Origin of the sequence: Endozoicomonas arenosclerae (assembly GCF_001562015.1) — a bacterium.
Classification (GTDB): Bacteria; Pseudomonadota; Gammaproteobacteria; order Pseudomonadales; family Endozoicomonadaceae; genus Endozoicomonas_A; species Endozoicomonas_A arenosclerae.
In genome coordinates, this window is record NZ_LASA01000054.1 from 17,585 (window position 1) to 32,009 (window position 14,425).

Consider the following 14,425-nt stretch of genomic DNA (forward strand, 5'->3'; position numbering starts at 1 on the left):
AAATGACAAGGGGTGTTCAATTGGCTTAGTCTTCAGCCATTCATCGATAATAAGGATAAATTAAATGGCACTGCATGCTTCACTCAAGGATTCACTGGTCTTGCCTGTTATTGGTTCCCCCATGTTTATTGTTTCCGGACCTGAGCTGGTAATTGCCCAGTGTAAAGCCGGTATTGTGGGGTCGTTCCCGGCACTGAATGCCCGGCCACAGGAAGAGCTGGATGTCTGGCTGACCCGCATTAATTCTGAGCTGGAAGCGCACAAAGCTGAATTCCCAGACAGCAAAGTAGCCCCTTACGCCGTCAACCTGGTGATCCAGCCCGGCAACCCTCGAATGGAGGCGGATATTGCCACCATTATTCGCCATAAAGTGCCGGTCATTATTACCAGTTTGCGGGCTCCTGATCCGGCCATGATTGAAGCTGTTCATGCCTATGGCGGTATTGTTTTGCATGATGTCATCAACGTTCGTCATGCCCGAAAAGCGCATCAGCATGGTGTGGACGGATTGATTCTGGTGTGTGCCGGTGCAGGTGGACACGGCGGGACTCTGAACCCCTTCGCACTGGTGAATGAAGTTAAAAGCTTTTTTGATGGCATGATTATTCTGGCCGGCTCCATTGCCACGGGCAGTGACATTCTGGCTGTGCAAAGTATGGGAGCCGATCTGGCTTATATGGGTTCCAGCTTTATTGCCACGCCAGAAGCCAATGCTCCGGACGATTATCGTGAAATGCTGGTGGACGGGAATGCCAATGACATTGTTTATACGCCTGTCTTTACCGGTATTCATGGTAATTACCTGAAGCCAAGCATCAGTAAGTCGGGTATGGATCCGGATAACCTGCCAGAGCCCAGTCAGGAAATTTTCAACTTTGCCGGTTCTGACGCCAGAGCCTGGAAAGATATCTGGGGAGCCGGTCAGGGCATTGGTTCCGTGAAAAAAGTTCAGCCCGTTGCTGAGCTGGTTTCACAGTTGTCCAGTGAATACAAGGCAGCGGTAGAACATCTGCAAACTGTGCTGTTCGAATCAGAGTAATTTGTGCCTAATGGTCTTCTGTTGACGTAACTGAGGTTTGCTCGTTCGAAACGGAAACGTTTGTATTCATCTGCATGGAAGGGTAGTAAGGAAGAAGAAGGGAGCTCCTTCCATCCCTATAACCCATACTGTAAGCACCACCAAAGCCTGTTGCAAAGGCCTGGCGCATTCCTTCAGCAAAGCCAGCCATATAGTCCGGGCTGTATGATGCAGGTGCATTGGATGCTCCTGCATTTGTCCAGGCTCCAGGAAAGGCAGAAATCGTTGTTGAACTTATTGGTAACTCTGATGCAGTAGAGCAAGGTGTACTTATAGCTGGCACACTATAGAGCATGCTCGGGGATTCTGCTGTCAGTGCCGAAGATGTTGCTGAAGCAGGGGTAAGCTCAAAATCTGATATTTCTTCGTTTTGTAGTTTTGATAGCAAACTGTCAAAGTTAAGGCCGGTATGCCTTTGTTGTACAGGAGGGATTTGATAGCCGCGGTGGGCTTCGTCGTGACGTCTATTTTGCCACCAAATCTTAACTTGTTCATTGGTTAAGCTGGTACCTTCAGCTACCTTTGTCCTTTCTTGGGAACTTAGATATTTTTTTAAAGTTAGCATCCCTGTCATGACATAAGTTTGTCGATCGGTGAACAAAGTTCTAGATGCACGAGTACGCTTGGTTTTTAAAGGATTTTTTCTTCCACCAGGACTATATGATGAGTCAAGTGGGCTTTGTGGTGCTGAAACAGAAATACTGTCGGTTCTTTCTGAATCGGTGGGGCTTACAGCTCGGGTAGGGCTAAAAGCTACAGGTACAGAGGGTACTTCATCCTGATTTTCTTGATTAGAAGAAGATGGTGTAAGGCCCAATAGCGCTTGAACCGCTACCTGTACTTTTGCTGGAATTTCCGGGTTCATGAATAAAATCCTTTTATAGAGATGCCCTAATACATTGGGTAGACAGCTCTAATGAACAAATGTTCCCTGTTTTAGTTATTTAAACTGAAATCTATTTAACCCACTCTGTTGTACGTTATGCTTTGGCTCATCGCTCTTTAAGGAATTAGCCATGAAACTGCACGATTCCGGTCTTTTTAAACAGCTGGCTTATATTAACGGTGAGTGGGTCAGTGCCAGTGAAACGCTTCCTGTTCATAACCCCGCCACTGGTAAAGTCATTGCCCATATTCCCATGCTGGGAGCCTCGGAAGTTCGAACAGCAATAAAAGCTGCCGAGTCGGCCTTTAAAAGCTGGCGTGCCAAAACAGCTGCTGAACGTTCAACTCTGCTCAGGAAGTGGTACAGGTTGATTCTGGATAATCAGGAAGACCTAGCCGTGCTGATGACCGCTGAACAGGGTAAGCAACTTACCGAATCCAGGGGGGAGGTGGGTTATGGCGCATCTTTTATCGAATGGTACGCAGAAGAAGCAAAAAGGGCTTATGGTGATTTGATTCCTGCCGCCAAAAGCAGTCAGCGAATTATGGTGACTCGAGAGCCTGTAGGTGTTGTCGCCGCTATTACTCCCTGGAATTTCCCCAATGCCATGATTGCACGAAAAGTGGCTCCTGCTCTGGCTGCTGGGTGCACCATCGTGATCAAACCTTCAGAGCTGACACCATTATCCGCTTTTGCCATGGCTGAGCTGGCCCAACGGGCAGGTATTCCTGCAGGTGTGATCAATATAGTGACCGGTGATGCCAGAGAAGTAGGAGCAGAACTGACAGGCAGCTCTATTGTTAGGAAGTTGTCGTTTACAGGCTCGACAGCTGTTGGCAAGTTGCTGATGAAGCAGTGTGCTGACTCGGTTAAGAAAGTTTCACTGGAGCTGGGTGGCAATGCTCCTTTCATTGTTTTTGATGATGCTGATATTGAGCAGGCGGTTCAGGGAGCTATTGCCTCTAAATACCGTAACTCCGGGCAAACATGCATCTGTATGAACCGTCTTTTTGTTCAGGACGGTATTTACGATGAGTTTATTCAAAAGTTCTCGGAAGCCGTTGCAAAGCTTACATTGGGTCCCGGATTGGATGGAGAGTTCAACCAGGGTCCTTTGATCAATGAAGCTGCGTTAAACAAGACCAAAGATTTTGTAGAAGATGCGTTGGCCAAAAAAGGCCGTCTACTGACAGGTGGCAGAGCTCACAGTTTGGGTGGATTGTTTTATGAACCCACGGTACTGGCGGACGCTTCCATGGAAATGAAATGCTATCAGGATGAAATTTTTGGCCCTGTTGCTCCGGTCTTTCGATTCCATTACGAAGAAGACGTGATCAATATGGCTAACGATACCCGTTACGGACTGGCCGCTTATTTTTATGCCAATGACCTTAGTCGTGTATTCAGGGTGGCTGAGGCGCTTGAGTATGGCATGGTAGCAGTGAACGAAGGCGTACTATCCACAGAAGTGGCTCCCTTTGGTGGGGTCAAAGAGTCTGGAATAGGGCGGGAAGGGTCAAAGTACGGATTGGATGAATATCTGGAAATGAAATATGTGTTGTTAGGAGGCATCAACGCTCCCTGAACATAAAAAAGCCTGGCTGAAATCAGCCAGGCTTTGATGAGTCAGACCTTACAGGGGCTGATTCAGGTTTTCCAGCAGTTCGATCTTCACAGAAGAAAGGCCGGAAGATTCACGCAATTGCGCGTCCAGAGCCAGCAGGTCCACGGAGTCAGCCGCTTCAAAGATAGCCAGGCGAGAACTGCCCATCTGCTTGTAAAGGCTCAGGCCGTGCTTGGCCGCAAACTCGGAAGCTTCAACCCCCTGATCCAGCAGAACAGTGAAGCGTCCAGTCACTTTAACCGCCTGTCCTGTGAGCTTGCTGGTCAGCGTCATGCCTTTGGTTACTGCAGGCTTGGCAGTGGCAGGAGAGGCTGCTGTAGCCGCTGCAAACGAGAAGGTGCGAACAGCGGGTGCGTTGACAACAAAGCTGCGGTTATTCAGCGTTACAACGTTCTGGTTTGCTTGCTGAGTTTTAGCAGACTGGCTTTCGGCCGAGTCAATTTTCAGCTCCTGATTGGCAAACGCTGCCGTTGATACGATGCAGGTGGCCAGCAGAGCAAGGCTTGTTTTCTTCATTTTATTGATTCCCATGGTTACTTCTCCCCTACCAGTTCATTGGCAAAGTTCTCGCCATAGAAAGTGATACCCCATGTATCCAGTGTAGAATCTACAGTGTTATTCACGAAAGTGACTTCAGGGTTCAGGGACGGAATGTCCTTGCCGTTGGTGTCAATGACGCGCAGAGTCCAGGTACCGCCTGCAGGCTCGCCGTAGAAGGCATTACTGAGCAGCATCATGTCTTTGTACATGAGTGTTTCATCAGCTGGAGCTACACCAAATACCCAGTCGTAGGAAGCAAAAGTACCGGTACGAGCTGTCAGCATGATGCTCTTGGTACCAGAAGGAGAGGTCAGTTCGAAAGCAGTATCACTACCAATAGTAGAGGCTGTCTTAGGACCTTCTTTCTGAACATCAGTGATAACACTGTCGTTGGACAGGGTGATTCGAATTTGAACTTCTTCAACCACACCACGCTTGTCGTCAATTTCAATGCTGTGAGTTACACCCTTGGCGTCGTTATCCGGAACAGTAATGCCCGCTTTGGTATCGATCCAGCCTGAACTGGTGTAAGTGCCAAGGTAGTCATCATAGGTTTCAGCCATCTTCACAGCTTCACCAACATTCACACGACCAAAGCCAAACAGGTTATTAAAGGAATAACCGGCAGCGTTTGTCATCCAGCCATCGTGAGCTACATACTCACTCTCGCCTACCGGCAGAATAACCTGTGGATCTTCTGGCACAATCTGGTCAGCCGTAGAGGCAATGATGCGTTTCACATCACGCCAGCTAAGATTGCTGTTGGCTTCCAGAATCAGAGCCGTAGCACCTGAGGTGTTAGGTGCTGCAGAAGACGTACCGTTGAAGGTCTGAACGTAGTTACAGCCAGGATCCAGTTCTGTACTGATTTCTGAGCTGACACCGTTCAGAGGGTACATTTTCCCATATGGGTAACCCTGGTAGGCATTCAGGTAGAAATTCTCATTAACAGAGCCGCTGTAACCTATTTCACAGTTGCTCTGATCTGTTGTGATCATTGCAGGTTCACGGAAACCAAACTCACCGGAAGGTGCAGAAGCCCATACCGCTGAACCGGCAGTTGAGTAGCTGGTGTGAGTGCCATCCGCATTATTGGAACCAATAACCATCTGGTAGGGGTGGTTATTGCCTGAGTTGATAGAGGCATTGGAGCAGGTCAGTTTATTGTCATTGGCTCCGTTTACATCACAGAGACCCAATCCCAGACCAAAGTGACGCTGAGAAAGGTCAGAGTCGTCGAAGCTGTTACCAGCCGATTTAACGACAACAGCACCTTTACCATCCCTGAGGTTCAGGGCAGGGTAAGCGTCAATGTAACCATCCACTTCAGCATTATGAATAACGCCGTTGGTCTGGACGAACAGGGTTGAACCCCAGCTCTTGTTGATAACGTCCTGATCCGCACCTTCATACATACCATGAATGGTGGCAGTAGCTTCATCAGTCTGGTTTTTCAGGAAGTTCTGACCCAGCAGCGTGGCTTCCGGAGCAACACCACGACCACCCAGACCATTACCAGCTGAGGCAGCGATCAAGCCACCAACGCTGGTGCCATGGTCACCACGGCTGTCATAGATATTGGTTGGGTCGTCTGAGTCAGCTTCCACAAAGTTAAAAGAGCCTTCTACGCGGTAGTTATCTACCAGGTCTTCATGAGCGCCTTCAAGACCGGTGTCAGTAACAGCAACAACAACACCTTTACCGGTGTAACCCATAGCATGTGCTGTACCAGCATTCATATCCTGGTCAGCTACACGAAGGTCAGCGTTGAATGTGTAACGCTGGGGATTGCTGGCAATGTAGTCATCATCATAACCAAAGTAAGCTTTGGACCACTCGATGTAAGCGTCCATGCCGTCCTGGTTTTGAGAGTAGGCACTTTGTCCAGTATTGCTGAGGTGCCACTGCTGACCAAACAGAGGGTCAGTAGAAACATTGGACACAGTCAGTGTGCCATGGCGGGAAATTTTGCCATGGGAAATGGTGAATGGGATTTCAGCATCTTCACCGGTTGTTGAGATATAGCTGTAACGTCCACCACCAATGTCGTACAGAACACCGTGGGAGAAGACGTAGCTATTGCCTTTTTGTTCAATGGTGCCTTCGAAAGAAACGGTTTGCAGGCTAGGGGGCAGGTGAGGCAAACCAATAGAGACTGGATCGGTGACCCAGTGGTTGTTTCCATCGACGGATAATTCGACTTTACAACCGGCGAGCGTCAGTGCCATAACACCGACAGCCAGAGGTTTCATTATTCTTGTTTTCATTTTGTATCCTGAACAATACTTCCAATGTAACCCTTTAAAAAACCTCATTGTGTGCCAGATTGTTTAAAGAGTTATTCCATTTCCAGATACAACGATATCCCTAATAACGGCCCACATTAATGTCAGATCTTTGACTTAATGCTTCTATTAAAGTCATTCTGGAAGACTGATTGTTAATGAGAGATAAATGAAAATCAAGAAGTTGTATTGGCTTTGTAATCTAAGACAGTTGATGTGTTTTCTTGTGATCTGTTTCCTTTTTATTTCTCTTGATTAACTGTAGGAGTTGTTTTCTGTAACAAGATAATGAAACAAATTTGAATCAAAATTAATAAGATAAATAAGAAGTGTGAATTAAAAAAGGAATCAAGATGCCAGGTCAGGAAGCCTTAGGTTGGCGGTCAGGCTTGAGCCTGACCTGGCGAAAGCAATATTCTTATTTACTTGTGTCTATTTAAGCAGCTATTGCGGTATCGCCTTCAAAGCTGTTTCTGATGAGGTAATCAAAAGCACCCAGAGAGGCATTGGCGCCACTGCCCATGGCAATAATAATTTGCTTGTAAGGTGCAGTGGTTACATCTCCTGCAGCAAAGACACCTGGAATGGAGGTTTCGCCCCGGGCATCGACAACAATCTCACCGCGAGGGGTTAATTCCATTGTCTCTTTAAGGAACTCGGTATTCGGTACCAGACCTATTTGAACAAAGATGCCTTCCAGTTCTACACTGATTTCGTCGTCAGTATTACGGTCTTTATAAGTCAGCCCATTGACTTTATTACCATCGCCCAACACTTCAGTAGTCAGTGCACTGGTAATAATGGTGACATTGTTCAAAGAACGCAGCTTACGTTGCAGTACTTCGTCAGCTCTTAATTGACTGTCAAACTCAATCAAGGTGACGTGGGAAACAATACCGGCCAGATCAATAGCGGCTTCAACACCGGAATTACCCCCACCAATCACTGCTACACGCTTACCTTTAAAGAGTGGGCCGTCACAATGTGGGCAGTAAGCAACGCCTTTGCCCCGGTATTCCTGTTCACCAGGAACATTCATTTCTCTCCACCGAGCACCGGTTGCCATCAGTACGGTTTTACTTTTCAGGCTGGCACCGCTCTCAAGCTGAATTTCAACCAGTTCACCGGCACTGCGGTTGTTTTCAATCAGTGTGCTTGCGCGTTGGTTACTCATAACGTCAACGTCGTAATCAAGCACATGCTGTTCAAGGTTGGCGACCAGTTTTGGACCTTCTGTTTCTTTAACAGAAATGAAGTTCTCAATGGCCATGGTGTCCATGACTTGTCCACCAAAACGGTCAGCCACCAGACCTGTACGAATACCCTTGCGTGCTGCATAAATAGCGGCAGCTGCGCCTGCAGGGCCTGCACCAACAATCAGAAGGTCGTAGGGATCTTTTTTGCTGATAGCTTCTGCTGCGCGTTTTTCAGCGTTAACATCCAGCTTGGCAACAATTTCAGCGGTACTCATACGACCATGACCGAATGGCTGGCCGTTAACGAATACGGCAGGTACGGCCATGATTTGTTTTTCGTCCACCTCGTCCTGGAACAGGGCGCCATCAATCATTGTGTGACTGATGCCCGGGTTCAAGACTGCCATCAGGTTCAGCGCCTGGACTACTTCCGGGCAGTTCTGACAGGACAGGGAGATGTATGTTTCAAAGTTGAACTCGCCTTCCAGATTTTTGATCTGCTCGATCAGGTCGGCTTCCAGCTTGGCGGGGTGTCCACCGCTCTGGAGAATAGCCAGTATCAAAGAATTGAATTCGTGCCCCATGGGCAACCCGGCAAAGCGAATGGCCGGGCGACTGTCTGAACCCTGAATGGCCATGGAAGGCCTTCTGTCCTGATCATTGTCGCTTTCACGAAGCGTGATCTGACTGGAAAGGGTTTCAAGGTCTTTGGCCAGTGCAGCCATTTCCTGTGATTTCGCGGAGTCATCGAGAGACACAACAATCTCAACAGGGGTTTTCAGGTTCTGGAAGTAAGCTTCCAGTTGCTTTTTGATGTTTGCGTCCAACATGACAGACTCGCTTAATCTTTTAAATTAGGTTTTAGGCTCCCTGCTTATGCAGGGAGCGCAGGTCTTTTAGATTTTTCCGACCAGATCCAGGGAAGGTTCCAGAGTCTCTTCGCCTGGCTGCCATGCAGCCGGGCATACCTGACCTGGGTTAGCAGCGATGAACTGAGCTGCCTGAATCTTGCGAACCAGATCTTCAGCGTTACGGCCAATGCCCAGATCGTTGGTTTCAACGACCTTGATCTCACCTTCAGGGTTCATTACGAAGGTGCCACGCAGAGCCAGACCTTCTTCTTCGATCATCACTTCAAAGTTGCGAGTGATCTGACCTGTTGGATCGCCGATCATTGGGAACTTGATCTTGTTGATGGTGTCGGAGCTGTCGTGCCACGCCTTGTGAGTGAAGTGAGTGTCTGTAGACACGGAGTACACTTCAACGCCCATGCCTTGCAGCTTTTCGTAGTGATCAGCCAGGTCGCCCAGTTCAGTCGGGCAGACAAAGGTGAAGTCTGCTGGGTAGAAGAAGACAACAGACCACTTGCCTTTCAGGCTTTCTTCAGTCACATCAATGAACTCACCATTGTGAAAAGCAGTGGCTTTGAATGGCTTGATTTGAGTGTTAACGAGGGACATGATTTCTTTCCTTCTTGCTGTAGCCATTGAATCGCAAATGGCTGGATATAAACGAAAATATTTTGATCAGATATCGCTGCTTCTGAGCTGTGGATCAAAATACTTTCCACTGAATCTGTTCTGTTGCCTGTCCGTTTTCGGTGGCGACAGGGAAAGAATATGCCGATTGGGCTGATTGGTATAATTGATCGTATAAATGTCACTAATAGAAATTAGCTATTAATGGTGAAGTCTCTTTTGGAGGGAGGTTGATGCCGGCTTTATCCGGCATCGGATTTTGGACTATGCAGCGCCAGTGACCATTTGATGAGGAACCTTCTCACCTTCTGCATTGACATGAACCATTACAATTCTGTCCACATGGACGATGATATTTTTTGTGAGCTTATTTCTAACCCTGCACTCCAAAGTGACAGATGTCGTCCCAACGTGCACCAGATCTATGCCGATTTCGATCAGTTCTCCCAGTCTGGCTGAAGAGATGAACTCGATCTCAGACATGTATTTAGTGACGACATGGGTAGTATTCATCTGGCAGCAGGCGAATGCCCAGGCCTCCTCATCAATCCATCCCAGGACAGTGCCTCCAAATAGATGACTGGAGTGGTTAAGGTCCTCGTGTTTGATCATTTTACGGCTGTAGTATTTCAAGGTGCTTTCCTTAGGTGCTATGTATAAGTCAGTTGACTTGTGAGCGATCGTTCGCTCCTATTTGTTTCTAGAGCAATAAGCAGGCCAGATCCTCTGAGGTTCGTCAGTAAGAAACTTAAATTCTGAAGAGCTCTGTTATAACTTAGGAAGTAAAGGGCGAAAACGGATTTAGCCAAATGCAGAGCAAGGCATCTGTTCGTTGTTTACTGCTGGGCCTATTGTGGATGACGTCTTCTGAGGCTTTCTCTGAGCCGATGAGGGGAGATGCTCTTCGTCAATGGCTGAACTCAGATCACTTCTCCCATAAGCTGGAAGCCGATATAGCAGGTCCGGGTATTGATTCGGACCTGAGTCAGCTGGGCAGGAAACTGTTTTTCAGTCCGGATCTTAGTCTGGATGGGAAGGTCGCCTGCTCTACCTGTCATCACCCGACACTCGGTGGGGCTGACGGTCTAGCTCTTCCAGTAGGAGTAACGGTTGATGATCCTTTCCTGATTGGAGAGCAGCGGTTGAAGAAGCTGGTACAGACTTCTGCCGGTGATCATACCCGACATTTAATTCCCAGAAACTCTCCCACTGTCTTCAATACTGCCCTCTATCAAAAGAATCTTTTCTGGGATGGTCGGGTTCAATATGTCATTCAACACTCATCCGAGAAACGAATCAAAGTCGGCGGTGGTTATTCCGGGCTTTCTGCGGATCGATACGAGACCGGAAGCCTATTACAGGCTCAGGCACGGTTGCCTATGGTGTCGCCCTTTGAGATGAAAGGCTTGAAAGATGCCGCCCATAATAATGTTGAAATCCATCAGTTGATCGTAAAGCGGCTGGCAGATAGCCGTCAGTGGTGTGATTTATTCAGAAAAGTATTTGTCAAAAGCAGCCCTGATTGCAGCGAGATAGTTTCAATTGACGCTGTCACACGGGCGCTGGCAGCCTATCAGGCAGACCTTCTGTTCATTGAAAATCGTTTCTTTGGCTTTCTTAAGGGGCAGAACACCCTTTCAGAGAGTGAACAAGATGGAGCTCGCTTATTTTTCACTCCATTGTCGGAAGGTGGGGCTGGTTGCTCTGTCTGTCATGCCGGACAGCACTTTTCTAATGAACAGTTTTACAATCTTGGCATTGTTCCCCACGGACCGGGCGTAAATGGCAGGGGGCTTGATTACGGTAGAAGCAATATAGAACCCGGAAGGGATATCTTCAGCTTCAGAACCCCAGGGCTGCTCAATATCGCTCAGACCGCACCTTACTTTCATAATGGCAGTGCCAGGCATTTGTCGGATGCAATTCGTGCGCACACACAAAAAGCTTTGCGTAGTTCAGTGGGAATTGAATCGAAAAAAGATGAAGCCGTTTATCTAAAACGTTCACTGACTACTATTCGGGAAAAGGCTGCGCAGTCTAAGACATTAAAACTTCTGCCGGAATTTTTATCCGATAATAAAGTGAACCAGCTGGCGGGATTCCTTCAGACGCTTACCGACGCCTGCATTCTCAATGAATCTTGTTTAAAGCCCTTCATGGATTCTCAGCCAATAGTCACTCCGATTGAAAAAACCAGTGCTAAACAGCTAGGGAAGTCTGTTGAATTAAAGAGTGAAGAGAAGCCCGTTGCTGTCAGTTTTCCTGGATTTGATCAGTGTGTTGAACCTGCTACCAAACCTTCAGACAGTGACTCATGGTTTAGTGAAGCTGGAGTTGAAGTCGGCATTACACATAGACGTAACGTTGGGCTGATCAAGCCGGGCTGGATCATGGATGTTATTAACTGGGGAGGCGTCAGTGCTGCTGATCTGAATAACGATTGTCTGGATGATCTGGTTTTTACCGACAATCAGGGAACCCTCTGGACCTATTTTCAGCAGTTGGAGGGTGGTTTCAGACAGGAGTCCATGACACCTCAAGGTATTAATTTGAAAGGAGCCATTACCCCTCTGGTGGTGGATCTGGATGGTGATTATCGGCCCGACCTTTATCTGGGCAATGATGGTCGATTTTATCCACAGGTACTGTTTGATTTTACGGGTAAGCCATCGCCTTTCATTTTTTCAGCCATTTCCGGACCTTCTCTGAATGCCAGCTTTGGTGATCTGGATCAGGATGGGGATCTTGATGCGGTGATGGCATTCTGGCGAACCTACAAGTCGATCCGGCAGCCTCAGGTATGGAGTAATACAGGCTATCGAAAAATAAGTCCGACGTCGTTTGAACTGCCAGAACTCAGAAACAGTTATGGACCGGTTACCCTTAATGACGGGTTGATACACCAGAAGCATGAAGCACCGGTTTTTGGGGGTGACGATTTTACTTTTACACCCAACTTTGCCGATGTGGATGGTGATGGTATTTCCGATGTACTGATGACGGCTGACTTCTTTACTACCCAATTGTGGAAAAACTCGGGCAGTGAGCTGAAGGATGTGACGGATATCCAGGAGATTCACGGCAGCTTTGGAATGGGGGCTGCTATTGCCGACTTTGATAATGATGGCGATCTGGACTGGTTTGAGAGCAGTATTTTCAGTCGCAGCCAAAGCAGTAGCTATACAGGCAACCGGTTGTATGAAAATCAGGGGGATTATCAATTCAGAAACGTGACGGAAAACTCCGGCCTTCGCGATGGCGGTTGGGGCTGGGGGAGCTGTGCAGCCGACTTTAATAATGATGGGTTGATGGATATCTTTCACGCCACGGGTTATGGCAATGTCCCAGAAACGGCTACTTTTCCCAGTAAGGAGTATCAGACACTGGCCATTCAAGTGCTGAATAACCATGAAGAGTTTCAGCAGTCTAAAGCGCGTCTGTTTATTAACCAGGGGGGTATGAGATTCAAAGAGCAGGCGCAAGAAGCGGGGTTGAAACAGGCTATCGATGGCAGGGGCGTCAGCTGTTTTGATTATCAGCAGGATGGTGATATCGATATTGTCATCAGTAACTGGGAAGGTCGGCCTGTTTTTTTCAAAAACAATAATCCTGAGAAGAATAACTGGCTTTCTATTCGATTGGTGGGACTGTCCGGCAATACCGAAGCTTTAGGGGCAAAAATAAGGCTTTATTTTGAAGGAGGGGTTCAATATCGGGAGGTTCGTTTTGAGAATAACTTTGTCTCTACAAATCCAAGGCAGCAGCATTTTGGTATTGGCTTGTCCAAAGCGGTTAAAAAGGTGGAAATTGACTGGCCCGCTCCAGATTATGTGACCACCGTCATAAATCAACCCGCCATAAATCAACGGCATCTTGTTTATCATCCAAAACTAAAAATAAAGAGCCCTTCCCAATAAAAAAATAAAGTTAAAAAGTGTGAAACAAGTCTGTTTCGTTTTTGATGATCTGTGAAGAATGACAAGAAAGTGTAATCGTTTTCAGGTCATCATAATAAACAAGGCGCCCGGATTAAAATTCTCATCTCTCAGGATGGAGCAAACATTATGAGACCTACTTTAAAAGGAATGGCATCACTGGCTGCAGTGATGTTTTCCGGTATGGCCATGGGGCACGGCTGGACTGAGTTCCCGAAAGCAAGACAGATATTCTGTGCGGATGATGGTGGGTACTGGAGCTCCCAGGATGGCTCAACGATTCCTAATGCTGCCTGTCGTGCAGCTTTCCTGGAGTCGGGCACTTATCCTTTTGTACAAAAGAATGAGTTTGCCGCTAATGTCACTGATTATAATAATGAGTCTGCTGTCAGGGCTCTGGTGACCGATGGCAATCTCTGTAGTGCAGGTTCTACCGCCAAGGCGGGAATGGATATACCTTCCGCTGCCTGGCAGAAAACGACACTGTCCGCAGGTACTCATACCCTCAAGTTCAGAGCTACAGCTCCACACAATCCGAGTTACTGGCGTATTTATTTGACCAAACCGGGTTTTGATTCTTCTGTTCAACGTTTGCACTGGTCCGATCTGGAGTTGATCAACAGCCATGGTAATCTGCCCGTAGTGAATGGCTATTACGAAATGGATGCCACGATTCCGGAAGGCAGAAGCGGTACAGGTATCCTCTATGTGCGCTGGCAGCGTGTAGATGCTGCGGGTGAAGGCTTCTATAACTGTTCTGATGTTGCCTTTACCAGTGGTGGCACAACACCTCCTCCCACTCCAACGCCTACACCAGATCCTGACCCAGCTCCTTCACTCGTCAATGTCGGCACTTATGTCAATACGGGTCATAACATTGCCGAAGCGGGCGACAAGGTTCGTTTCCGTCTGTTTAACAGTTCTGGTGCGGAAGTGGTTGATGAGCAGATTAACATTACCAGCAGCAACGCTGACTTCAGTCTCTGGACAAAAGAGCTGGCGTTGAAGGTAAATGATCGTAATCAGGGCAAGGCCTTTATTGGTATCTGGCACGACGCCATGAATCATCTCATGTACGACGAGGACAATCTGTTCAGTAACAGGGTTTGGGCACCGGATGCCAATCACAGTTCTTCGACTTCTGTCATCAAGTCTTCGGATGTGACGCCTCCTCCTACGCCTGAGCCAACACCCGAACCGACACCGGAGCCTACCCCAGACTATGAATACGCCTATCCGGAAGGCAAGGGTAGCTATCAGCCAGGAACCGTAGTGCTTGGAACGGACGGTAAGGTTTATCAGTGCAAGCCATTCCCATACTCAGGATGGTGTAATCAGTCCACCCTCTACTATGCCCCGGGTACCGGTCTGGCATGGCAGGACGCCTGGATCAAGAAGTAAGT

General features: G+C 47.8%; 10 protein-coding genes. 4 read left to right on the forward strand and 6 right to left on the reverse strand.

Annotated features, from left to right (window positions below; all coding sequences use genetic code 11):
• Positions 1-64: 64 nt before the first annotated feature.
• Positions 65-1,039 (forward strand): NAD(P)H-dependent flavin oxidoreductase, encoded by a 975-nt coding sequence (locus tag WG89_RS05155; protein WP_062262299.1) that lies wholly within the window; start codon positions 65-67, stop codon positions 1,037-1,039.
• A gap of 7 nt (positions 1,040-1,046) precedes the next feature.
• On the opposite strand, the gene WG89_RS05160 is transcribed toward WG89_RS05155, so the two are convergent.
• A complete protein-coding gene (locus WG89_RS05160) occupies positions 1,047-1,943 on the reverse strand; it encodes a homeobox domain-containing protein (protein WP_062262302.1) in 897 nt (298 codons plus the stop codon).
• Between the two features lie 151 nt (positions 1,944-2,094).
• On the opposite strand from WG89_RS05160, the gene WG89_RS05165 reads away from it, so the two are divergent.
• Positions 2,095-3,549: an NAD-dependent succinate-semialdehyde dehydrogenase gene (locus tag WG89_RS05165; RefSeq protein WP_062262305.1), complete on the forward strand. Its 1,455-nt coding sequence runs from the start codon at positions 2,095-2,097 to the stop codon at positions 3,547-3,549.
• A 48-nt stretch (positions 3,550-3,597) separates the two neighbouring features.
• Here WG89_RS05165 and WG89_RS05170 read toward each other — a convergent pair whose 3' ends face one another.
• From WG89_RS05170 to WG89_RS05190, 5 genes are all read right to left on the reverse strand, one after another.
• A complete protein-coding gene (locus tag WG89_RS05170; RefSeq protein WP_062262308.1) occupies positions 3,598-4,119 on the reverse strand; it encodes a hypothetical protein in 522 nt (173 codons plus the stop codon).
• 2 nt (positions 4,120-4,121) lie between these two features.
• Entirely contained in the window at positions 4,122-6,395 is a 2,274-nt protein-coding gene (locus tag WG89_RS05175) for a S8 family serine peptidase (RefSeq protein ID WP_062262312.1), read from the reverse strand.
• A 454-nt stretch (positions 6,396-6,849) separates the two neighbouring features.
• Positions 6,850-8,439: an alkyl hydroperoxide reductase subunit F gene (ahpF, locus tag WG89_RS05180; protein ID WP_062262316.1), complete on the reverse strand. Its 1,590-nt coding sequence runs from the start codon at positions 8,437-8,439 to the stop codon at positions 6,850-6,852.
• A gap of 66 nt (positions 8,440-8,505) precedes the next feature.
• Positions 8,506-9,069 carry an alkyl hydroperoxide reductase subunit C gene (ahpC, locus tag WG89_RS05185; protein ID WP_062262319.1) on the reverse strand — a complete coding sequence of 188 codons (564 nt, stop codon included), beginning with the start codon at positions 9,067-9,069 and terminating at the stop codon, positions 8,506-8,508.
• A 282-nt stretch (positions 9,070-9,351) separates the two neighbouring features.
• The gene (locus tag WG89_RS05190; RefSeq protein ID WP_062262322.1) at positions 9,352-9,720 is read right to left on the reverse strand and encodes an acyl-CoA thioesterase; all 369 of its coding nucleotides are present in this window, start codon (positions 9,718-9,720) and stop codon (positions 9,352-9,354) included.
• 224 nt (positions 9,721-9,944) lie between these two features.
• Here WG89_RS05190 and WG89_RS05195 point away from each other — a divergent pair, with 224 nt between their 5' ends.
• Both WG89_RS05195 and WG89_RS05200 read left to right on the forward strand, forming a co-directional pair.
• Positions 9,945-13,004 carry a cytochrome c peroxidase gene (locus WG89_RS05195; protein WP_062262324.1) on the forward strand — a complete coding sequence of 1,020 codons (3,060 nt, stop codon included), beginning with the start codon at positions 9,945-9,947 and terminating at the stop codon, positions 13,002-13,004.
• 147 nt (positions 13,005-13,151) lie between these two features.
• Entirely contained in the window at positions 13,152-14,423 is a 1,272-nt protein-coding gene (locus WG89_RS05200; RefSeq protein WP_079253672.1) for a lytic polysaccharide monooxygenase, read from the forward strand.
• Positions 14,424-14,425 lie beyond the last annotated feature (2 nt).